This is a genomic window from Desulfogranum aggregans (assembly GCF_055398265.1).
Window position 1 is genome coordinate 2,694,991 of the sequence record NZ_AP042447.1, and the last position, 22,672, is coordinate 2,717,662.

The window sequence follows — 22,672 nt, forward strand, 5'->3', positions numbered from 1 at the left end:
GAGCTCCTCCATCGTATCTAAAAAGAGACACAAAGATCCACATCAGGCCCCGCCTGACGACTTAAACAGGGAAGGGACGATGTGGTGGCGATTAAGCAGCTTGTAAAAATCAGTACGATTGCGATGCGCCAGCCGGGCAGCCTGGGAAACGTTGCCCTGAGTGGTCTGCAGCAGCTGTATCAGATATTGCTGTTCAAATTGCCGCCGTGCCTCTGCTAAGGGAAGAATTTTCTTCTGATTGGTCTTGATAGCGTCATACAGCAGTTCTTCAGTGATAAATGAGGAGGTTGCCAACGCCACCGCGTTTTCCACCACATTATACAACTGTCGGATATTCCCGGGCCAAGAGGCATCAAGCAGAGTCTGCATTGCCTCCGGGGTAAACTTCTTAGGCTGCCCGTCACCTCTGGCAGTCAGTACATTAACAAAATGCTCAGCCAGGAGCGGGATATCCTCCTTTCGCTCATGGAGCGGCGGCAGTTCCAGGCTGACCACATTCAAACGGTAAAACAGGTCTTCGCGGAACTCATTGTTCTGAATCGCCTCTTCCAGATTGCGGTGGGTTGCGGAAACAATGCGCACATTGACTGGTACCGGTTGTGAACTCCCCACTGGTCGAATCTGGCGATCCTGCAGAACCCGAAGCAATTTCACCTGGATGTGCAGGGGCATATCACCGATTTCATCAAGAAAAAGAGTTCCGTTATGAGCGGACTGAAACAGTCCGGCGTAACTCCTTGAGGCCCCGGTAAATGACCCTTTGACATGACCAAACAATTCCGACTCCAGCAGGCTCTCTGGAATAGCCGTGCAGTTCACCGGGATAAACGGCCCATCCCGGTAGTGACTTGCCTTGTGCAGGGCAATGGCAAGCAATTCCTTCCCGGTGCCGCTTTCTCCCCTTATTAAAATAGTCGAATCGGTTTCAGCCACCAATTTGGCCCGGGAAAGCAGTTCCTCCATTGCTGCACTACGGGAAACGATATCCTGACGCCACTCCTCCCGCTCGCCACTGACTTCATTGCCTGGTCCGGCAGTGTTCTCAAGCGCCTTCTCAATCTCTTCGACCAATTCATTGCCGTCAATGGGCTTGGTAAGAAAAGAGAAGACTCCCTGCCTGGTCGCTTCGACTGCCTCAGGAATAGAGCCGTGGGCGGTAATGATAATCACAGGAATAGACTTGTTCTGCTTGCGTATCGCCTCAAACAGTGCCATGCCGTCAATGCCAGGCATGCGCAGGTCGGTGAGCACCACATCAGGTTTAACTGCGGCAAAGGTCGCCAGTGCCTCCTCTGCGCACTCTGCTACTGAAACATCATAACCACTTGATTGGAGACGCAGTTTCCATAATCGTAACAGGTCTGCCTCATCATCCACCAACAGCACTTTATATTGCTCTTCACTCATTGTTGATTGCCTTACAGAGCCAAAATTTTATCACAACTCTCTGTTTTTAATAATATTTTCAATATTTTTTAGCTGCTCGATCTGCTTCTGCAGTTCACCGATTCGCTTACCATCCTGCTCTATCTGTTTTTCCAGGGTCGTAACTGTATCAAAAAGCTCCCGATTTTCATCTTCCAGTGCTTCTTTTTCATCCATCAGGCGGTTGCGCTGGGTCCACCGGTTGATTTTCTCCCGGTTTATCCGCTCGATCAGGAGGTACAAGCCCTGCAAGCTTTCGTTTTCTCCGGGGTGCACCTTTATGTATTCCTGCAACGCCTGCATACCGAGCGTCATTTGCTTATAACTGGCGTAATGATTGAGACTCAGGCAGATAAACTGCAGTTGCTTGTCGCTCCCGCCCCTCTCCACCTCTTTTACAACCCGCTGAAAATAGGTTTTAAATTCTTTGCGTGACAATTCCTGGGATTGCTGCACACAGGCCAGGAGGCTGTCACAATCAGTAGGGGTGAAGACGACTGTCGCCGCCTGTTGACCGTGGGTAACGGTCGACCGGGGTTGCAGAGCGGTACACCCACTCAAGAACACGCCGAGATACAGCAAAAAAAACACACTCCACCATTTCATGCGACTCCACCTTTTACCCGTGGTAATGTTACAGAAAATCGCGCCCCCTGACTGCTGGGCAACAAGCGCAACGACCCGCCGCAACCCTGTACATACTCCTTACTTATTGCAAGACCCAGGCCAGAACCTTTGACAGTTGCCTGCTCAGGCGGTTTTCCTTGAAAAAAGGGAAGAAAGATCTGCGGCCTGTCCTCCTCATCAACACCTGGCCCACTATCCTCTATTATAATGTTTATGGTATTCATTTTCTTGCGCATGTATATGGCAATGGTACTTTTATCAGGGGTAAACTTGATTGCATTGGCGATTAGATTATCAAAGACAGTTCTAATCTGCTGGGGATTACAGGCGACCCTGCACGGTTCCAGCGAAAGATTCAGTTCTATATTTCGAGCCAGCATCGGATTATGGTGGTCTGCAAGCACCTCGTTAATAAGGCGATCAAGTTCGATCTCCATTAGGTCGATAGGCGCTTCCCGGGCTTCAGCCATATTAAAATCCAGAATATTCTCTATCAGCCGCTGCAGTTTATGGCAGTTGGTGTCCAGAATACTCACCACCTCCTCCTGGCTTCTGCTCAGCGGCCCGACAACTCCGTCTTTGAGTAAACCAGCCCCCTCCTTGATAGAGGCCAAGGGTGTCTTCAGTTCATGGGATATATGAGCAATCATCTTCACCTTTTCCTTATCCAGTGTATCCAGCCGCTTACGCAGCCAGTCAAGCTTTTCCCCAAGAGCTTCGAGGTCTTTCGAGCCAGCGACTTTAACCGGAGTGGAAAAATCCCCCTCCCCGAGCAGATCAATCGCCCTGTCGATCTGAGTAACCGGTTTGACGATCAGAGAAATGAATAAAACGATGAGTAGAACACTGAAACCCAATAAGCCTGAGACCTGCCAGATCAACGTGGTCTTATTGATCTGCACGTTCTTTTTTATCTCATCCACTTCATTGACCATCAGGGTATTGCTCAACTGCTCCAGTTGGACGGCAATCGCATCAATCTCACTATACTTTGCAAGAGCGGCCTCTTGGGTCATTCGCTGCAGTTGAGGGCCGCCTGAAACTATATTCAAGGCCGCAACCAGGTGCTCAACCATAGCCTGCAGCTTACTGATGAGGTAAAGCAACTCTTCATCAGCGCTGCTCACCGAAAATTGCCTGAGCACCTTTTCCAACTCTTCCTGCACCGCGTTCACATTCTGCAAGTGTCCGGCCTCACCAAGCACATTATACAATCTGGCAGAACGCTCTTGGCTGTGCAGCAACTCAATGATCTGTCGAGAATTCTCCACCCTGCCGACAGAGCGAAAAACCGCTACCGCACTCTGCTGTACAAGACCGTCAAGAATCTGTACGGAACTGAACAGCGCGGTAAGCAGCGGAAGAGAGACAAAGATAAACCCTGTAAGGAGCAGGGAAAAAAAGGAGCGGGGACGATAAAAACGCACGACGTTTACCTACTGAGATAGAGATGATCCAGGTACATGACCCGGGGCTGCGGCTGCTGTATTACGAAAAAACTCAGGCCTTCAATGTTTTCCATATCCATGCATCGATTTTGAGGTGATCGAGCTACGGCTTCAAGAGGAATATGGAGATCCGACCATCCCTGAGAGACTCTGAACTTACGATGAAATCTGTCTGTAAAAATGTTGCCGTTATGTTTGTGTTGCCGGTCATGGATGCGACAGTGCAACTCCAACGGAGCTTCCATCGGATTATAGACACTGAAATGAAGATTTCGATACCCTTTCCAGTTACCCGGGAAATAGAACAATGAGGTCCCGGAATAGGTGGCAGTGGTCAACTGCACACGCAGGGCACGCTTCCCATGACGAACGATGACTTTCTGGAGGCGTAGTTGATCGCTATTTACCCATCGACCTCGTTCGAAAAGGGTTTCAAAATCTGAAAGTACCGGAAACTGTTGCCGCATGATTCGCTCATCAAGAATGCTTCTTGTCAATGGCCACCCAGCAACCAGAAGGCAAACCAGGACAAAGCCAACCAATGACCGCAGCCACCGTGCAGCAACAAACACTCCTGACTTCGCAGCAACTATAGTAAACCCCAGGAGACACCCTAGTTGATTACGCATGATATCAAAAAAATCGACCGTTCTGCTGCTACCTACAGACTGCAAAAGTTCTATAATCGTACCCAGCAAGAGACAGAGCATGAACACTGCCGTAAATCGTTTGCCAGCGCGTTTAAAAGATTGCTGAAAAATGGACCTAAAGAACAAATAGCTTAAAAGGCCAAAAAAAAGGATGTGGCCAAGATTCCAGACGGCTTTGTACGATCGAGGGGAGTGATAAGAAGGTCCACCAATAAAAAAAAACGGTGCCGCCCCGGCGAGAATTAGGCACAGCAAAAGAGCAAGTCGCATTAAACCAAGTCGGAGGTCATCGTATATAGCCCTGATCTTCCAGGTAAAGCAAAATATCTTGAACAGCTTCAGCCGGAGTCATCTGACTGGTATCGATGGTCAATTCAGGATGCTCGGGAGGAATATAGGGATCAGATATACCGGTCACTCCTTTGATTACCCCTTGCCGCGCTTTGGCATACAGCCCCTTACGGTCACGCTGCTCGCAGATGGTAAGAGGGGTGGAAACATGCACCTCAATGTAGCCGCCATAGCGGCTGATGAGTTCTCGATTTGCGGCACGGGATTCTTCATATGGTGCAATAGGAGCACAGAGAGCTATCCCCCCGTTTTTGGTAATCTCGCTGGCAACAAAACCAATACGGGTAATATTCAGATTGCGATGCTCTCTGGAAAAGTTAAGTTCCGAGGAGAGATTCTTACGCACAATATCGCCGTCGAGCAGGGTCACCGGCCGGTCACGCATCTCCATGAAGTGCACCATCAGCACCTTGGCAATGGTTGACTTTCCAGATCCGGATAGACCGGTGAGAAACACGGTAAACCCCTGTCGTGAACGTGGAGGGAAGGCTTTTTGCAGTTCACTCACCACGTTGGCGTAGGAGTACCACTCCGGAACTTCCAGCCCCCACTCAAGCCTTCGCTTGAGTTCAGCAGAAGTGATATTCTTCACTGATTGATCATCGCCCACATCCTTGAGGAAGACATACTGAGCTTTTTCCTCCACATAGCCCATGGCCTGCTCCGGCACCATTTCGATCCCGGTTTCAGGCGCCATCTCCTCGACCAGCTCCCGGGCAGAATATGCAGGATAATACAGGCCGTTATCGGTCCCAGCAAAAGGGTCGCCGTGATCATCAGCTACCATAAAATGGCTGCAGCCGAAATTTTTACGAATAATTGCGTGCCAAAGTGCTTCCCTCGGACCGGCAAATCGTTCTGCCATGGGCGTAATGCCTAGCGAGATCATATTGGTTGGAAAATGCTCGACAAACTCCTGGTAACAATGGACTTGGGTGTAGTGTTCTCTGCTGCCGGGATGTTCGAGCCCAACCACGGGATGAAGGAAAATAGAGGCCCCGATATCCCTAGCCGCTGCCAGCACCATCTCCCTGTGTGCACAATGGAGATACTCGCGGGTGTGAAACCCCAGTACTCGCCGCCATCCATACTGAGTGAACCGACGATGTGTCTCCGAGGGAGTCACACGCAACTCACGAAAATCATAGTGAATAGGAAGTGATACTCCCTCTACACGCCCACCAACATACCATTCACCGGTCTGCTGCAGAAGCGTCTTCACTCCAGGGTGCCGCTGTGCATCGCCAGTACCGTAGACGGCCTCCGCCTCCCTTGCTTTATCAGGCTGCCAAATCTCAGCAACTGTAAGAATAGCAAGGAGAAATCCCTCTTGATCATTGAGCGCTACGCGCGCTCCAAGCTCAAGTTTCTCCGCTGTGGTTCTGTTTACGTCAAGGCAGATGGGAATTGGCCACACCGCACCATCTGCCAAACGCATCCCTTCCAAAACCGCAGTGTAGTCTGCCTGCTGTAGGAAACCGCCCAAGGGGTAAAAACCACGATTAAGCAACAGCTCGAGATCACACAACTGTCGACTGTTCAAATCAATAGACAGCAACCCTACCGCCTCTTCACGCAACTGCTCAGCCCGCCGGAAATGAACGATTAAACTTTCGGAAAATTCTGCTGAAGGAAACTCCACAAACACTCCTCTATAATTTAACAATAAGCATGTATATATAGCACAAATCGCCAAAACATGTCACAAACAAAAACGAGGGACGTTGTTTACATTTCAACTTTAAATTCCGCGAGAAAAATTATGCCACGTCAAGCACGCATTGATGCCCCGGGGCTGCTCCATCATGTAATGGCTCGAGGGGTTAACGGGGAATCACTGTTTTTAGAGTCAGGAGATTATCAAAATTTCCTTTCCCGCTTAGGTAAACTTTTTAACGAGCTTGACACCCAGTGCTATGCCTGGTGCCTCATGCCCAATCACGTTCACCTGTTGCTCCAGTCCGGCGATGATCCACTTGGCAAATTTATGCAGCGACTGTTAACAGGATATGCAATTTCCTTTAATCGCCGTCACCATCGCTCAGGACACCTTTTTCAAAACAGGTATAAATCCATCGTCTGCCAACATGACACGTACCTCAAACAGGTGGTGCGCTACATCCATCTGAACCCCCTGCGAGCCGATCTCGTTACGCAAAAAAATTTTGAGCAGTTCCCATACAGCGGGCACCAAGCCATACTCGACCATGTGCAACGAAATTGGCAATCTATAGATCCAGTTCTGAGACTCTTTCATAATGAACGCCAACAGGCCCAACAGCTCTATCGACAATTTGTAGCCGATGCCTTCACCGTTGAGGCTTCAAACGATGACTCAACAACTCTTATTTCAGAAAACAAGGACGATGGGACCTGTGCAACAGACAAGCGAATCCTTGGTAGTGAAGACTTTGCCAACGAAATTATAAAGCAGGAAAAGCATACCAAAGCTGAACAGGACAAACCTCCTTTCCCCCTCACCTTTAATTTGCTTGTTAAATTAGTTGGAGCCCACTTTCATATACCTCCTGACCATATCTACGGAACAAACAAGCAACGATCAGCAGTAAGGGCAAGAAGAGTAACTTGCGCTCTAGCCCACCGGCACCTACAAATGAGTATGACTCAAATAGCACACCAACTTGGAACCTCGGTCGCCACAGTGAGCGTCAATGTACACAAAGGTCAACAGGTCATCAAAAAAGAAAGCTTGGCTCTCGAAAATATCTTAAAACTTTAAACATAAAGTACGTCCCTAAATTTTTTATTTTTTATGATTCGTTTTTTTTCATTGTGGGACAAATAAATTGCCTATATGTGGTGCTTTTTCAGGTCTCCGGCTTAATTTTTTCATTTGACTTCCTCCGACCTCTTCAAATACAGTATTGTAATCACAGGCCAGCAAACTTAAAATCTTGGAGGAAAAAATGAAGAAGACTATGCTTACCCTTTTTATCGTTCTGTTCTTTGCAGCAGCTGCCATGGCTCAAGTGAACATCAATACCGCTACAGTTGATGAACTCACAAGTCTGCCCGGCATCGGCACCAAAAAAGCTCAGGCTATCGAGGCGTATCGCAAAAAGAACGGGAACTTTCATTCTGTTGAAGATCTCTCCAAGGTGAAAGGGATCGGTGACAAGATGGTTACCAAACTAAAGCCTGAAGCAACAACCGGCAAGTAAGAGAAACACCCTTCAGCCCATGCTCCTCCCGAGCATGGGCTAGCTTATCCCCTCCGTTCTTTGTATTGTTCCGACCCATATCTTCTCACACCTTTTTTCCATCAGGTGGGGCCTTTACAGCAAAAGAGAAATTTTTACTATATATCCCATATACTTAAGCACCCCTTCAGGCCAATTCCTTGGGTACTGGTTAGCTGAGGCTCCACTCTTTTAGAGCAGAACCATACTCAAGTCGCCATATCCATACTACGTATGGGCCAACGCATATAACCAACCACCAAAGCAGCATCCTCCTCATTCAAAAAAGTGTCTCCACAGACAGACATAATTCTCGCTTTTCGCTCCCCTGTACTCTAGCGCTATAAGAGAAAATGCCTTCAGTCAAAATTGCATCGATGGATAAAAAATCCGGCAAGCAAGCAAAACAGCACAAGAAGACCAAGACAAAATAATGTAATTAAGGATAGTTAAGCAAACAGACAACTGCTTGTCATTTTCTCAAAATTTCCTTTTCCCCTCAACATCACCTACATTCCAACAACCAATCACAAATTGGCATGGAATATGAATAGATGACGATGACATTTTTTATCTTATAAAGATTAACACATTCAAAAAGAAGAGATCCTATGTTTAATCGATTCACCATCACAACTCTTTTCCTTGTTCACCTTGGTTTTGCTGCAATCGCTGGGGCGGCGGAACAAACCATCCATGTTGAATGGGGCTATATCCCACCCAGCCAACCAGCAGTCTCGGGCTTTCTCCTTTATCAAGAAGGCACTCCAGTCTGCTATACGCCAAACGGCAATGCTACGGCAATGGACTGCTCGGTGTCGTTAGTAGAAGACACCAACAACTTCACCCTGACCGCTCGTTTCACAGACGGTTCCGAAAGCCCGCATTCTGACCCTTTTCAATATCAATTTAACGAGGAACCAAGTTCACCGCCAGTACTCGAGCCATCGACAAGCCAGTCCTTCACCTTTGAGTGGGACTTCACCGGACCAGAAGGGTACACATGCTCCGGGTTCAAGATTTACCAAAACAATACACTCCTGTGTGAGACGAGCAACCCGGATACCAGAGAGCTTACATGCACAGTCGAGTCAACCAGCTCAACCGACGATTTCAGTATCACTACCGTGTATTATGGTAAGGAGTACCCTCTCGACACTCTTACATATACCCAAGATAACAATACGCAAGATAACGAAGAACCAGTAATTGCTGACCTGCCAATTACGATGGAAATAGGTGAAGTTACGGTCAGCTCAAGCTGGAAACGCATTGAACTGGAGGAATCATATACTAACCCCATCGTTATTGCCGGACCTCCAACCTCCAATAGCACTGACCCCGGCGTAATTCGGCTGCGAAATATCGATGCAACAGGGTTTGAAATCAAGTATACGGAATGGGACTACAACGACGGTAGCCACGGCAACGAAACAGTCAGCTACCTGGTCATGGAAAAAGGACACTACACTATTAACGGAATGAACATTGAGGCAGGAACCTTTACAGGGAAACCATGGTTGAGATCAACCTATTTCCAAAAAAGTTTCAGCGAAGTGCCTATAGTGTTGACAACCGTTGCCTCAATAAACGAAAACTCAACCATAAGCGGACGCATCCGCAATATATCATCTTCCATGTTTCAATATTACTTCCGTGAGCAGGAGGCCAATGAAAACAAACATGTTGATGAAAAAATCAACTACATAGCCTGTGAAACTGGTAGCATATCCCTGGGAAGCATCTCCCTTGAAGCAACCCGCACCGCAAATGCCGTTACCCATGATTGGAAGGATATATATTACCAAAAAGGAACGACTGACGTCCCCTTTATCTTTGCCGACATGCAGACAACCGATGGCACAGACAGTTCGTCACTGAGAATAAAAAACGCCTCAACAAACAGCTTCGAGGTGAAGGTACAGGAAGAGCAATCAAGTGACTCTGAAGTTACCCATCCCACAGAGGTAGTCGGCACCCTAATATTCGCCGCTGATTAATGATGGGCGACCTGTGAGTCGATGATGTTTGTTGACCAGAAGATAAGTTGAAAAAATGTACGGAGCTAAACAAATAAGCCGCCCGCAGCACTGGTTAAGGAAACGCTGCCCTTAATTCCGTGCACCTCACAACGCCTTGAATACAACCTTTATAAAACTCGTCAGGCCCCTCCAAGTGGGGCCGAAGTTTAAACGAAAACAATATTTACCCAATAAACGACACAACCTATCAAGGAGATAATATCATGAGGCATACTCACTTAGGAGCCTTTTTCTCGCTATGCGCGTGCATATTTATATCCTCACAAGCTTTTGCGGCAACGACTATTTACAGCTTGCCATATACTTGCAGCAAAGCAGGGGAGACATATGTTCTCGGCAAAAATTTAACAATAAATTCAGGGACCGGGCTCACAATTAACGCCAATGACGTGACCATCGACGGCAATAACAGGACAATCACCCATAGTGTAACCGGGGCCGGAACAGCAATTTATATCAACGGCAGGTCAAATGTCGAAATTCACGATGTAACCATTTCACAATCCACCTATACAGGGTCAGGATATGTGCATGGAATCCAGGGAAGCGGGAGCAATCTCAATATTCGCGACTCGATAATCAATGTAAAAGCGCGAAAAAACTATACAGGTACCTATGGCATAAAGGTCAATGTATCGAACCATGGCGATATTCAATACTGCGACTTCAACCTCAGCGGCGTGAACAGGTTTTACGGGTTCTATGGAAGCGGACCATGGGATATCCATCACAACCGCGTCAAGGTTAGTGATCATACCTACCCAAATGCAGGCTCCTATCCGTATGTCTTTTACCTGTCAGGGAACAATCAGGAATATTATGAGAACACCATTGATGTGGGCAGCGATTCCTTTGCTGTAAACGTTTTTGCTGCCTGGGGATCGTTTAACAACAACAAAATATACGACAACACCATTAATTATGCCTCTGATCACGGCAGGCTGTTCCTGATGGACTCAGGCACAGATGACTGGGAGATCTATGGCAACAATATCACGGTTACCTCGAACAACAGCGGGTATAACAGCGTCTCCGTATTCAGGATCCGGACATCTGACCCTGGAAATCCTGCCTCTACAGGACATATTATTCACGACAACATCGTCGATGCTAGTGGTGCCAACAAGACGACGGTCTTGAGTATCGGCGACCAAGCTCCTGCGTCGAGTGGTGTCAGGTTTTACAATAACGATGTGAAAAGCGCGAGCGATGTCATCACAATTTACACCTCTAACGTTGCTGACCTGGATGTCTATTCCAACACCATAGAATACACAGGGGGCGGCTGGAACGGCGTCCCGGTCAGGATCAACAGCAGTTCCATGAAAGATGTTGTTTTCAGCAATAATAATATCAGCGGCAATCAAGCAGAAGGTGATTTGGTACAAGTATCCTACGATGTTTCTTCACAAGTGACGTTCTGTAATAGCGACATAGACAGTGCTGAAGACATCAGAGGGGGCGGCATGGTTAAGATCATTACATCCGGCACCTGTCAGGACAACTACACAGGTGAGCCGCCGGATGCTACAGAGCCTCCTGTTGCTACGCAACCCGGTGCCCCAGCTATTAAATCAATTACTATCAAGTAATATAAAGACACTTAACCAACTAAACTTCTATAAAAATAATAGGCACACAATTCACTTTGTAATAACTGTTGCCTTAAAATTGGTTGCATGATGATGATGCAGACTGATTCTGCATCATCATTACTGTTTCGCAGCCTTGTTCCTCATTTCCCACCACTCCTTGTGTTCTTAAAAGACAAGAACCTTGCCCCAACTTGTTGCAACATCCTCTCTCAATCAGGCTACAGCATGGGAGCTGTTTCCCTGCGCTTAGAAACGATATTTTACCATTAATTCGGCCCTCTACTCACCTAAAACTGCACTCTCAATAGTCGGCATTTTATCCCCCTGCAGACGCTTCTCAGCCAATATTCTGCATTGAAGGACCAACAAGGACGTCGTCGGCTAATAATATATAGTGGTTATTTACCAGAACGTGAGATTCAAACCGTGGTTTGCCCGGTATAGGTCAGAATGGCAAAGGTTCGAGACAAAAGTGGGCAAGGGATTAAATTCAACTCAAATCTTTTGCCACCCTATCTGAGAAAAACCAAAAGTGTTGAAGAGGTGTTGCCCTAGCCTACCTCAAAGGTATTTCAACGGGTCCCTTCAAGGAAGCACAGGGATTTTTATACCGTTTTTTGAGGTAGCGTTTTTGCATCCCTTTGACGATATCCCAACTGATCCCCAAATGTATGGCAACGTCTTTGATGGTCATGTACCTGGCAAGCCCCAAAGCATAGCGTTCCAACGCCTTGGTGTAGGTTACCCTCTTGTCGGCAAAACCAATATCAGCCTGACGGATAATACTACATTGCTTGCATTCAACCCGAGTGACATAGGTCACTATATAGCTGGGGCGACCACCTAAAGGGACAGAATTAAACCAGCGCGGTAACGCGCCGTGACGGATAATATCTAGTCCTTTGCAACAGGGGCAGCGAAGAGAAAAGGGCTTCCTCTCTACGGTAAAGATAATATGGATCTTGCGATAACCAAACCGAGGATAGCGCATCGATAGCCGATGAATCTCTATTCTCAACTCTTGGTCTCGATCGGTTCGAGGCCTGTTCCTTTTCGTGGTTCTTTTGAGATTGATAAGGCGACATAAGCGTTTTTCACTGACCTGATAGGTGGTCTGCAAGTAGTCGGAAACGGTCCGTCGACTGGCAAGGCTTACCACTTTTTTGTTACCACATCCTTGAGCATGCGATTATCTAGGGAGCTCGGCTACCAACTTCTTCAGTTCCGCGTTCTCCTTTTCAAGGCCTTTTAAACGCTTGGCATCTGAAACATCCATGCCACCATATTTGGTGCGCCAGCGGTAATAGGTCTGTTCTGTGATATTGTGCTGGCGGCAGGCTTCCCTGACGTGAACGAGAGCTTCTCCTTCTTTGAGTATGCGGATAATCTGTTCTTCGCTAAATCGCTTCCTTTTCATTGGGGTTCTCCAGTTGAAATGACATCAAGTCTAACATGTCAACTGGTATAAAATCCAAGGGACAGATCACTACCATTCACAGCTCCCAATCACTTAGCCTGAGTGGATACCACCACATCTCTTTGACTGCGAATTACATTCCGAATAGAGCTCACGACCCTGCAATTACATTACCGTAATTCTATCGTAATTCTATCGTCTATCCCGAAGATTAACTAAATTTGCTAACACGCCAGCATCTAAAGAGATCCCTTTCAAATAACAACATGGCACATATCCTGCTGTAAAACGGAGAAAATGAAATTATTACCCTATCTATTCAGCATCAACCTAAAGGACTCTGTTTACATCATGTTGAACCGTAACGCTCAACTCCTTATTCTGGCTTTTCTCTGTTTGTTTGCAACCAGTGCAGCCGCAGCCGATCGCTCCATTCATGTTGAATGGGGGGGGTACACCCCTCCAAGTGAACTTACGGTAAGTGGGTTTCGTCTCTATCAGGACGGCTCCCTTGCCTGCGAGATTCAAAACCCCAATGCGACCTCCATGGACTGCGCAGTGTCACTGTACCAAGACACGACCCCATTCACCCTTACCGCCACCTTCACTGATGGCTCAGAAAGCCCCCACTCAGCACCTTTTCCACTCAATTTCACCCAAGAAACGCCCCCTCCTACACCACCGGATACATCAGTCAGCCATGCCTTTACCTTTATATGGGAAGACTATGTGTCGCCAGAATCCATCAGCGGATATCGCTTCTATGTCGACGAGACGCTACTCTGTGCCACCAGCAACCCTTACGCGACGACCATCACCTGCAATACAGAGCTGACCGACAGCATGATGAACTTCTCCATGTCGGCCGTCGGTAACAGTGGCCTTGAATCCGAACGATCAAATATCCTGCAGTTTGACCCAACAGCATACGCCGAACTGTTTACCTCGGAGCAGTTGTCCTTTAGCTGGAGTTTTTCCGGGCCTTCGGGGTACTCAGGATTCAGAATCTATCAAAACGATGAACTCCTCTGCGAGACCAGCAATCCGGAAGTAAGAGAACTCACCTGCACAACCGATCCGGCCGGCACAGTTGTCACCATCGATCAGAACAATGATATCGACTCCACCAGCTCTATCGGCTCAGCAAGCGACTTTGGCATCACCGTAGTCTACTATGGCACAGAATATACCCTTTCCGACACCCTCACTTATACCACAGCAAACGCGCCGGTAATTACCGAACTTTCTGCGGCGATCACCGCCAATAAAACCACAGGAACTGCCCCGCTCACCGTTGGCTTTGACGCCTCTGCATCCAGCGGCGACGCCAGCGCTTACCATTGGTCCTTTGGGGATGGAGACACGGCAACAGCCAGCAATATCAACCATACCTTTTCTCAACCCGGAACCTATACCACCAAGTTGACCATTGCAGACAGTCAAGGCAACACAAGCAATGACACCGTCACCATTACCGTTGCCGAGGGAACGACAGCAAACAAGGCACCAACTGCCGCAATATCCTCTTCTGCCGTTACCGGAGAAGCGCCAGCGGCTATTAATTTTAATGCTTCAGGTTCAACAGACCCGGACGGCACCATCAGCAGTTACGCCTGGAACTTTGGCGACGGCTCTTCTGCAACCGGAAAGTATGCCAGTCACACCTTTGCTAGCGCCGGCACCTTTGCTGTCAGCCTGGTCGTAACCGACAACCAGGGGACAACCAATGCCACCAACATCCCCATCATCATTACCGAGCAGAGCGATACGGCAAACCAGGCGCCACAGGCCAAAATCAGCGTAACGAATGCATCAGGAGGGGCGCCGTTGACTGTTACCCTCAGTGCCGCCAACTCAACAGACAGTGACGGGACCATTGAAACCTATACATGGAACTTTGGTGACGGAACCTCTGCAACCGGTGTTTCAACCAGCCATACCTACACCGCCGAGGCAACCTACACAGCGACCCTTGAGGTAACAGACGATAAAGGCAAGACAGCAGTCGCCAGCACCACCATCACCGTTGAACCAGCTAGTGCACCCCAGCCTTTCACCATGGAAATCGGCGAGGTCGACGTCAACTCAAGCTGGAAATATGTTAAATTGGAACAGTCCTTCCACGACCCAATCATTATCGCCGGACCTCCGACCTACAATGGTACCGATCCTGGTGTCATTCGCCTGCGAAATATTGACGCATCAGGCTTTGAGATCAAGTTTGCCGAATGGGATTACTGCAACGGTACGCATGATATCGAAACCGTGAGCTACATGGTTATTGAAAAAGGGCATTATGACCTTGGTGGATACCACATAGAAGCAGGAACCTTTAGCGGAGCCACCAGCTGGAAAACAACGAGTTTCCAAGAAACCTTTCCCAGCACCCCGGTCGTATTGACAACCGTCGCATCGATGAATGAATCTTCGACGATTAGCGGCCGCATTGGCGAAGGCTCAGCCAGCGGTTTCAACTATTACTTCCGTGAACAAGAAGCCAATACCAATACCCATGCTAACGAAAGAATCAACTATATAGCCTTTCAAAAAGGATATATTGCCACTTCCACGATCTCCCTTGAAGTTGCTTTCACCGCAGACACAGTGACCCACGAGTGGAAACGCGTAAACTATCAAAAAGCTACCACCAGCATGCCCTTTGTCTTTGCCGAAATGCAAACAACGGACGGGGCGGACACCTCCGCGCTCAGGGTGCAAGACACCACTACATCCAGCTACACGGTGAAGGTGGAAGAGGAGCGATCGAACGATTCTGAAGTCTACCATACGAAAGAAGTCATCGGTTACCTCATCTTTGCAGAGAAGTAATCAGGAGGATAGCAATACCGGCAGCGCCTCATCGCAGAGCCATACGAGAGGAGGAGATATATTGACCACTGACCGGCGGCACCTGAACCTGGAACAGGAAACCAGGTTCAGGTGCAGGGCGCCTCAAACATGCCCCTGCGACCCACTGAAGGTTAAGTAGTCCCCCAATGACTGATCAATAATCAACTGATACCTGCTGGGCCAGCAAAACAGTTCAGAACAGGTAACTTTACAACACGAAGACAGCGAAACTAGCGGCATAAATTAAAACTGGCGCCAAACTTTCCGCCCTTTTTGGATACTGGCTATTTATTTTTCTTGAACAATGTACGATTGACCAGATGCCATTGATATGGCACCAAAATTTCAAAAACAATTAACACTCTATTATTTTATTAAGGAGATAGTGTCATGAGACAAATTCACCTAGGAGCTTTATTTCTGCTATGTGCCTGTTTTTACCTACCGGCCCAGGCTTTTTCGGCAACGACAATTAACAGTTTACCCTATACTTGCAGCAAATCCGGAGAGGTATATTATCTCGGACAGAATCTCACGATCAGCTCAGGAACCGGGATTACCATAAACGCTAACAATGTGACCATTGACGGCAACAACAAAACCATTACCCACAGCGTCTCCGGTGCTGGAACGGCTATTAACATCAATGGGAAATCAGGTGTTGAGATTCGCGATCTGACCATTACCCAATCCAGTTACAGCGGGTCCGGCTATATTTATGCCATTAAGGGCAGCGGTAGCGATATAACCATTCGTGATTCCATCTTTAATGTGAAAGGGAGAAAAAATGACCAAGGAACCTATGGCATTAAAGTCGATCTATCAAGTCAAGGGGATATTCAATACTGCACCTTTAATCTCGGCGGGATCAACAGGTTTTATGGATTTAAGGGAAGCGGGCCGTGGCACGTTCATCACAATACGGTAAGGGTCGGCAACCACACTTACCCAAATGCAGGATCGTACCCATTTGTCTTTTACCTGTCAGGGAACAATCAGGAATATTATGAGAACACCATTGATGTGGGCAGCGATTCCTTTGCTGTAAACGTTTTTGCTGCCTGGGGACCGTTTAACAACAACAAAATATACGACAACGCCATTCATTATGCCTCTGATCACGGCAGGCTGTTCCTGATGGACTCAGACACAGATAACTGGGAGATCTATGACAACAATATCACGGTTACCTCGAACAACAGCGGGTATAACAGCGTCGCCGTATTCAGGATCCGGACATCTGACCCCGGCAACCCCGCCTCTACAGGACATGTTATTCACGGCAACATTGTCGATGCCAGTGGTGCGAACAAAACAAATGTCCTCAGCATTGGGGACCAGGCCCCAGCGTCAAGCGGAGTCAGATTCTACAATAATGATGTGAAGAGTGCGAGTGACGTCATCATGCTCTATACCTCAAACGTTGCTGATTTAGATATCTATTCCAATACCATTGAATATACTGGTGGAGGATGGAACGGGGTTCCCGTCAGAATCAATGGCAGCAGTTCTTTGAGCGATATTGTTTTCAGCAATAATGAGATAAGCGGCAACCAGGCAGAAGGTGATTTAGTGCAGGTCAGCTCGGATGTCTCTTCAAAAGTGACCTTTTGCAAAAGTTCCGTCACCAGCCAATCACAGATCAGAGGTGGTGGTAAAGTAAAAATTGTCACCTCCGGTACCTGTCAGGACAACTACACCGGCGCACTACCAGAGGCTTCTGATCCTGTCGCCACTCAACCTGATCCCCCGGTTATTAGCTCGATTGCAATTCAGCAATAAAAAGTTCAACTAGTTGTGTGTAAGCGCGCTTTGCCAAAAAAAGATATTTCTGCACTAGTGGTTTAGCGTAATATCCTCACCATGGTGAGGCAGATAATTCTGCATCACCATGGTGTTGTACGGTAAGGGAAAACTACTCAGGAGGGTGTTGAGGAAATGGATAAACCAGGAAGAGTAGATTAGGGCTTCCTGATTATTTCTCAACCAGTTGAAATTAAATAGGAATTCTTTTGACTACGTGTTATTATGTGCAGGAAAAACGGATAGTTACCTATCAAACCCTTGCACTTTTATTTGATAATGTATCGAAAAAGGTATAGCAAACAACTCAGTTTCGTAGACTTTGTACTCCCCTTTGGAGGTAAACTCCGAAGTGATAATCGTTGGGTCAAACTGGCCGACATGATTCCCTGGGAACTTGCTGAGTCGTTCTATGCAAAGCAGTTTGCTGGAAGCGGCCTTGGTCCTTCTGCTAAACCGGCTCGTGTTGCCTTGGGTGCTCTCATCATCAAAGAACGTCTTGGCGTGAGTGATGAGGAGGCCGTACTGCAGATCCAGGAGAACCCTTACCTACAGTTCTTTCTTGGGTTCAAAGAATTTCGCGATGAACCTCCATTCGATCCCTCCATGTATGTCCATTTTCGCAAGCGTTTTAACCTGGAGCAGCTCAATCAAATCAACGAAGCCATAGTCAATGCCGAGCAAGCGACACAGCAAGCCACTGCTGAGAAAGAACAAGACGATAACGATGATGAGGATGATTCACCGGGCAGCAACAAGGGCAAGCTGATTGTCGATGCGACCTGTGCCCCGGCTGACATCCGTTACCCTACTGATATCAGCCTGGTCAACGAGGCTCGGATAAAAAGCGAACAGATCATCGATATTCTGTTTAAGCCGCTGAAGGGGACGCAGCGCAAACCGCGGACATACCGCAGGAAAGCGCATCGTCTTTATCTTGCCCATGTCAAAAAACGCAAACATGCCAGTCGTCACAGACGCAAAGCCCTTGGGCAACAGTTACGTTTCCTCGGCCGTAACCTCAGAACCATAGAACAGTTGAGCAAACAGGTGCCCTTGACTCATCTGCGCCCTCGCCGATACCGTGATCTGCTGGTCATTCATGAACTACACCGTCAGCAACTGTGGATGTATGAGAACCGGTGCCATCGAGTTGATGACCGGATCGTCAGCATCAGTCAGCCACACGTGAGACCCATTGTACGGGGTAAGGCATCTGCTCCCACTGAGTTCGGGGCAAAACTCTCAGCCAGTCTGGTCGAAGGGGAGGTGTTTCTTGACCATCTTTCCTGGGATCCCTACAACGAGTGCGGAGACCTGATTCCTCAGCTTGAGGACTACAGAAAACGCTTCGGGCATTATCCGGCATCAGTCCATTGTGATAAGATTTATCGCACCCGAAATAATCGGAAGTTCTGCAAGAAGCACGGGATACGCATGTCTGGACCACCCCTGGGGAGGCCCCAGAAGAAGACGGAAAAGAATGCCGGGGCACTCAAGGCCCAAAAGCTTCAGCAGCGACAGGATGAACGTGATCGGATTCCCATCGAAGGGAAGTTTGGACAGGGTAAACGCCGTTTCGGCCTTGCAAGAATAATGGCCAAACTCTCGCAAACCAGTGAAACCATGATCGCCATCACCTTCATTGTGATGAACCTGGAAAAATTGCTGCGGGAGGCGTTTTTGTGTCTATTCTTTCTTTTTTTACGACATGCTGCAGCCCCTCTAACGGCTTTTTTCGGCGTCATAGTAGGGGTGATAGAGGGGCTGTGCTGGTTAGCCCTACAGCGTGCGAGTTGTCAAAGATCATGAGCCAATCTGTTTTCGGCTCAAAACACATTATTCAGGAAGCCCTAGATTAGGAACAGCTCTAAAATTGTCCAGGCAACTTTGCTCTTTTTTGGCCTCGGCAATCAGGCTGGGGTTTAAAATTCAAAATCAACACCTCGGCGCTAAGCCTGCTCCCGCGGGCCTTGGCAAAGGACGCTGTTTTTCGCGTGTGCCTACGTTATTGCAGTACCGTTTTTAACAATTTTTATGCCGAAAACGGTGTGAAGTCGGTCAATTGCAAGGCAGCTTAGTATGGACTTCGCCCCCTTGGGTAGCTCATTTAATTGGTAAAAACTGTGATCTGGTGTGGCGAACTCCGTGGCCTGTATTTTAGACGCAACCCGTCTAATCTGTGACCAGGGTTTTTTGCATTTCAGCTCCGCTATCCGCTCTACGAATAGTGCCAACACACATATTTTTACATGGGCTTCTATTCGCCTTTCAGCCCAATGGTACATTGGCATCATTTTGATCTGCGTACGCTTAAGTGAGCGGAAGCACCGCTCAATGACCATCAGGCCACGGTAACCATAGGCCGCATCCTCAAGGCTCAGGTGGATGTCGTTGGTTTCCAGTACCCACTTGCCATCATACTTTGCCGCAGCCTTTATGGCTTTACGGTCGATCCGGACGGTGCCCTTCTCAGTTATGGTCAGGTATCTTTTGTACCTTCGAGAACCCAACAGGGCTATAGCCCATTTCCTGGTTGCACTCTTGTCTTTGTGCTGCTTGAGTTCCCATTCAAGCATGGCAACAATTTTTTCTCGGTGGGTGGCCTGCCGTCTGGCCTCCGACGGATTATAACAGACGATATATCGCTTGCCGTTGGCGAGGTTCACCTCTTTGGCATGAAGATTTTCAGAGAATTCCCTGTAACGACCTGGCTGCGAAAGAACTGTTTCCTTAACCTCCTTGACACTGGCCATCCTGGTGGCAAGCAGATATGTGCCGCAGGCCTTAGCCAGTTCCTTTCGATTCCCTTCGGAGTTCATCCCGGAATCAGCAACGAACAGCGCCCTGCCAAGATTCCACCCTCGAAGATCGCTTTTAATGGTCTCGACAGTACTGACGTCAGCAGTATTGCCGGGGAATACCCAACTTCTCACGGGGATACCCTCTCGAGTAACAGCCAGGGCGACAACGACCTGAGGCGCCCATGTCCCTTCTTTCGTATGACCATACTGCCGCGGGCCTTCCTCATCCTCATAATCAATGGCAAAAGATGCTGTAGTGGTATCATAGAAGATGAGATCCACCGTCAGGTTCAGCAGGTTGGCCACATTGTAAAAGATCTCCCGCTCTACCTTATCCGAATGGCTATGGAGCAAGTCCATGGCCTCATACATGTGATGCAGTTGCAAGCTGTCACACCCTGGCAGATATACAGTTTCAAGCCACCTGTCCCAAACACCAAGTTTTGATTCCGGAGTACACAGTCGATTGGCAACCATGGCAAGCAGGGCTTTTTCATAGGGAACCTGCTTCTTTTTGGCAACCTCCCTGAATATTTTGCCGGTACCGTATTGCTCCCACAGTTCCTCGATGATTTTAACTGTACCGAAATCGACGGTCCGGAGGATCTTGACATCTTCCGGTAAGCCGCCTTTGCGCACTTCACCGTCCAGAGGATCAATAACCTCGACGCCGCAGACTCTGGCAACGGATCGGCATAACCGCACCAAGGCTTCACGGTCCAACTGGTCTGCCCGCCCGAAGCTGTGGATAATTTTAGCAGTCACCTTACCGGTGACCGGATGCCGTTCGTTATGGGCCAGCTGGTAGTATTTTGTTACCGAGCCGTCTTTGTTCTTTCGTTGAGTAGTTCGCAAATACATGATTGCCTATCATGCAAAATGCGTATCCCCAACCTGTCAATAAAAAACTACTCAAACGTGTGCCTACAGGTTTTGACCAAAATCAGGAGAATTGAAAGTGCAACATGCTGATATTAGGTGATTTTATTTTTCGACTGCAGTAAAACGTGCCTACAGTTCTCAAACTAAAGTCAGGTCTATGTGAGGTTTACTGCTTTAATCGTACATGGCACTCTGCGATACACTCACATTTATCAAAGCGAGAGTTTAGAAACAACATACCCATACTTCCCTGATGCATCACGAGAAATATCCGTTACACTTTCAAAAGAAATGCGAATGTCAGGCCCGACAAGAGCCTGAAACGCTGTTTCTATTTGTTGTATATCAATATCATCAGCATCTTTGTTGGCAATTTTAACAATCAATTGCTCGTGATCAGGCTGGACAACCTGGAATTGAGCCCTCAAATTCATGTGCATGATGATTTCGGTAAAAAGGTACCCGGGTTTAGGGTTGCCATAACTATCGATAATTATATCCCTATCTCTGCCGAGAAGCTTCTCAATCATCGGAAGTTGGCTGCCGCACGCACATATTCTATCGCCAGCCGCAACGGCCATATCTCCGATATCATATCTGATTAGCGGCATTGCATGATTGAACAGATCAGTGAGTACCACTTTGCCAATTTCGCCCGGACCAGCGGGGTTACCATCTTTACGGATTATTTCCAGGAACACCCCCTCGGTAAAAACATGCATGCCTTTGTGGAGCCTGCATTCACAGGCAAACACCCCTGACTCTCTAGTCCCAACCTTCTCAAAAACCTCTCCACCGAAGACATCCTCAAACATTTCCCGCTGGTGCTGATAGAGATTTTCACCGGTACAGGAAATGACCCGCGCTGGCGGCAACTGAATACCCTGGCGCTTTACGTAATGCGCAAATGCCGTTAACGAATTGGGAAAACATTTAATGAAAGGTGCACGATACTTGACGTATTCAGGTAAAAATTCAGCCAGGTACTCGTCAGTAATGTTGTGCGGATCAAAACGAAGCATACGCTCACAGGTAGCATTCCTGATCCTGGCTTTCAATTTATCCACTGTCCCGTCAAAATGAGAAGCGGCGACAAACAGTGCGATCTTTTCACCGATCTGATATCCCATCCATCGGTCAAAGTAGTATTCCTGCCCCTTTCGCAGAAAGAGGCTGTTCCGATCCCGAAGAAACTCCATTGGCACCCCGGTTGATCCCCCGGTATTCGCGAGGAGACAATCCTCTTTGGCAATGTTTTTGGCAGTCAAATCGTCAAAGTGATTTCTGACCACCTCCTTGGTAAGCAATGGTAAGTTGAGTAATTCACCGCTATCTGTCATACTGGAAGGATCAAAGCCAGCCTCATCAAATATCTTACGGTAATAAACAGTGTGATGACACGCATGTTTCAGAAGCGCTTTAAGTCTGGTCTGTTGTCGCTCAAGAAGCTGCTGTCTGCTCAACTCATCAAGCGAATTGAAGTGGTTCAGATGACTATGTATCCGTGCATAACCATCCCTCGCCATCCAGAAAGGGTAAAAAACATGTCTCACCAAAGGGGAAAGAATCTCCATCTCG

Annotated in this window: 15 protein-coding genes and 2 pseudogenes; 8 read left to right on the plus strand and 9 right to left on the minus strand. The window is 47.9% G+C overall.

Translation table 11 applies throughout. The features are described from left to right. Window positions 1-42: 42 nt before the first annotated feature. The 5 genes from ACZ52Z_RS11935 to ACZ52Z_RS11955 are packed head-to-tail and all read right to left on the minus strand — an operon-like array spanning window position 43 to window position 6,149. Window positions 43-1,407 (minus strand): sigma 54-interacting transcriptional regulator, encoded by a 1,365-nt coding sequence (locus ACZ52Z_RS11935; RefSeq protein WP_464267008.1) that lies wholly within the window; start codon window positions 1,405-1,407, stop codon window positions 43-45. Window positions 1,408-1,437: 30 nt separating this feature from the next. Continuing rightward, complete coding sequence (locus ACZ52Z_RS11940; protein WP_464267009.1) at window positions 1,438-2,031, minus strand: hypothetical protein; 594 nt, start codon at window positions 2,029-2,031, stop codon at window positions 1,438-1,440. Beyond that, window positions 2,028-3,479, minus strand: a complete 1,452-nt coding sequence (locus tag ACZ52Z_RS11945; RefSeq protein ID WP_464267010.1) for a sensor histidine kinase — start codon at window positions 3,477-3,479, stop codon at window positions 2,028-2,030. The genes ACZ52Z_RS11940 and ACZ52Z_RS11945 overlap by 4 nt, the downstream gene beginning before the upstream one ends. Window positions 3,480-3,484: 5 nt before the next feature. Next, on the minus strand, window positions 3,485-4,420 hold the full coding sequence (locus ACZ52Z_RS11950) for a VanZ family protein (RefSeq protein ID WP_464267011.1): 936 nt from the start codon (window positions 4,418-4,420) through the stop codon (window positions 3,485-3,487). Between the two features lie 16 nt (window positions 4,421-4,436). Beyond that, window positions 4,437-6,149: a bifunctional sulfate adenylyltransferase/adenylylsulfate kinase gene (locus ACZ52Z_RS11955; protein WP_464267012.1), complete on the minus strand. Its 1,713-nt coding sequence runs from the start codon at window positions 6,147-6,149 to the stop codon at window positions 4,437-4,439. Window positions 6,150-6,200: 51 nt separating this feature from the next. Here ACZ52Z_RS11955 and ACZ52Z_RS11960 point away from each other — a divergent pair, with 51 nt between their 5' ends. The 5 genes and pseudogenes from ACZ52Z_RS11960 to ACZ52Z_RS11980 form a co-directional block, all read left to right on the plus strand. Continuing rightward, complete coding sequence (locus tag ACZ52Z_RS11960; RefSeq protein WP_464267013.1) at window positions 6,201-7,241, plus strand: helix-turn-helix domain-containing protein; 1,041 nt, start codon at window positions 6,201-6,203, stop codon at window positions 7,239-7,241. Between the two features lie 187 nt (window positions 7,242-7,428). After that, entirely contained in the window at window positions 7,429-7,683 is a 255-nt protein-coding gene (locus ACZ52Z_RS11965; RefSeq protein ID WP_464267014.1) for a ComEA family DNA-binding protein, read from the plus strand. A gap of 629 nt (window positions 7,684-8,312) precedes the next feature. Beyond that, a complete protein-coding gene (locus ACZ52Z_RS11970) occupies window positions 8,313-9,701 on the plus strand; it encodes a hypothetical protein (RefSeq protein WP_464267015.1) in 1,389 nt (462 codons plus the stop codon). A gap of 245 nt (window positions 9,702-9,946) precedes the next feature. Beyond that, window positions 9,947-11,335 carry a right-handed parallel beta-helix repeat-containing protein gene (locus ACZ52Z_RS11975; RefSeq protein WP_464267016.1) on the plus strand — a complete coding sequence of 463 codons (1,389 nt, stop codon included), beginning with the start codon at window positions 9,947-9,949 and terminating at the stop codon, window positions 11,333-11,335. A 327-nt stretch (window positions 11,336-11,662) separates the two neighbouring features. Beyond that, window positions 11,663-11,934, plus strand: a pseudogene (locus tag ACZ52Z_RS11980) (transposase); the annotation flags it as partial. On the opposite strand, the gene ACZ52Z_RS11985 reads toward ACZ52Z_RS11980, so the two are convergent. Both ACZ52Z_RS11985 and ACZ52Z_RS11990 read right to left on the minus strand, forming a co-directional pair. Then, the gene (locus ACZ52Z_RS11985; protein WP_464267017.1) at window positions 11,895-12,329 is read right to left on the minus strand and encodes a transposase family protein; all 435 of its coding nucleotides are present in this window, start codon (window positions 12,327-12,329) and stop codon (window positions 11,895-11,897) included. The pseudogene ACZ52Z_RS11980 and the gene ACZ52Z_RS11985 overlap by 40 nt on opposite strands. Window positions 12,330-12,539: 210 nt before the next feature. Continuing rightward, a pseudogene (locus ACZ52Z_RS11990) lies at window positions 12,540-12,755 on the minus strand (transposase); the annotation flags it as partial. Between the two features lie 297 nt (window positions 12,756-13,052). Here ACZ52Z_RS11990 and ACZ52Z_RS11995 point away from each other — a divergent pair. From ACZ52Z_RS11995 to ACZ52Z_RS12005, 3 genes are all read left to right on the plus strand, one after another. Next, window positions 13,053-15,584 carry a PKD domain-containing protein gene (locus tag ACZ52Z_RS11995; protein WP_464267018.1) on the plus strand — a complete coding sequence of 844 codons (2,532 nt, stop codon included), beginning with the start codon at window positions 13,053-13,055 and terminating at the stop codon, window positions 15,582-15,584. 411 nt (window positions 15,585-15,995) lie between these two features. Further along, window positions 15,996-17,387: a right-handed parallel beta-helix repeat-containing protein gene (locus ACZ52Z_RS12000; protein ID WP_464267019.1), complete on the plus strand. Its 1,392-nt coding sequence runs from the start codon at window positions 15,996-15,998 to the stop codon at window positions 17,385-17,387. Between the two features lie 300 nt (window positions 17,388-17,687). After that, window positions 17,688-19,220, plus strand: coding sequence for an IS5 family transposase (locus tag ACZ52Z_RS12005; protein WP_464266804.1), 1,533 nt, complete (start codon window positions 17,688-17,690; stop codon window positions 19,218-19,220). Window positions 19,221-19,411: 191 nt separating this feature from the next. Here the strand turns inward: ACZ52Z_RS12005 and ACZ52Z_RS12010 are convergent, their stop codons facing one another. Beyond that, complete coding sequence (locus tag ACZ52Z_RS12010; protein WP_464267020.1) at window positions 19,412-21,073, minus strand: IS1634 family transposase; 1,662 nt, start codon at window positions 21,071-21,073, stop codon at window positions 19,412-19,414. A 233-nt stretch (window positions 21,074-21,306) separates the two neighbouring features. Continuing rightward, window positions 21,307-22,668 carry a phenylacetate--CoA ligase family protein gene (locus tag ACZ52Z_RS12015; RefSeq protein WP_464267021.1) on the minus strand — a complete coding sequence of 454 codons (1,362 nt, stop codon included), beginning with the start codon at window positions 22,666-22,668 and terminating at the stop codon, window positions 21,307-21,309. Window positions 22,669-22,672 lie beyond the last annotated feature (4 nt).

Bases quoted from the DNA above. Each gene is read 5' to 3' on its own strand.
- ACZ52Z_RS11970 (WP_464267015.1), top strand. From the start codon at position 8,313: ATGTTTAATCGATTCACCATCACAACTCTTTTCCTTGTTCACCTTGGT.
- ACZ52Z_RS11940 (WP_464267009.1), bottom strand. From the start codon at position 2,031: ATGAAATGGTGGAGTGTGTTTTTTTTGCTGTATCTCGGCGTGTTCTTG.
- ACZ52Z_RS11975 (WP_464267016.1), top strand. From the start codon at position 9,947: ATGAGGCATACTCACTTAGGAGCCTTTTTCTCGCTATGCGCGTGCATA.
- ACZ52Z_RS11995 (WP_464267018.1), top strand. From the start codon at position 13,053: ATGAAATTATTACCCTATCTATTCAGCATCAACCTAAAGGACTCTGTT.
- ACZ52Z_RS11950 (WP_464267011.1), bottom strand. From the start codon at position 4,420: ATGCGACTTGCTCTTTTGCTGTGCCTAATTCTCGCCGGGGCGGCACCG.
- ACZ52Z_RS11985 (WP_464267017.1), bottom strand. From the start codon at position 12,329: ATGCGCTATCCTCGGTTTGGTTATCGCAAGATCCATATTATCTTTACC.
- ACZ52Z_RS12000 (WP_464267019.1), top strand. From the start codon at position 15,996: ATGAGACAAATTCACCTAGGAGCTTTATTTCTGCTATGTGCCTGTTTT.
- ACZ52Z_RS12005 (WP_464266804.1), top strand. From the start codon at position 17,688: ATGTATCGAAAAAGGTATAGCAAACAACTCAGTTTCGTAGACTTTGTA.
- ACZ52Z_RS12010 (WP_464267020.1), bottom strand. From the start codon at position 21,073: ATGTATTTGCGAACTACTCAACGAAAGAACAAAGACGGCTCGGTAACA.
- ACZ52Z_RS11965 (WP_464267014.1), top strand. From the start codon at position 7,429: ATGAAGAAGACTATGCTTACCCTTTTTATCGTTCTGTTCTTTGCAGCA.
- ACZ52Z_RS11960 (WP_464267013.1), top strand. From the start codon at position 6,201: ATGTCACAAACAAAAACGAGGGACGTTGTTTACATTTCAACTTTAAAT.
- ACZ52Z_RS11935 (WP_464267008.1), bottom strand. From the start codon at position 1,407: ATGAGTGAAGAGCAATATAAAGTGCTGTTGGTGGATGATGAGGCAGAC.
- ACZ52Z_RS12015 (WP_464267021.1), bottom strand. From the start codon at position 22,668: ATGGAGATTCTTTCCCCTTTGGTGAGACATGTTTTTTACCCTTTCTGG.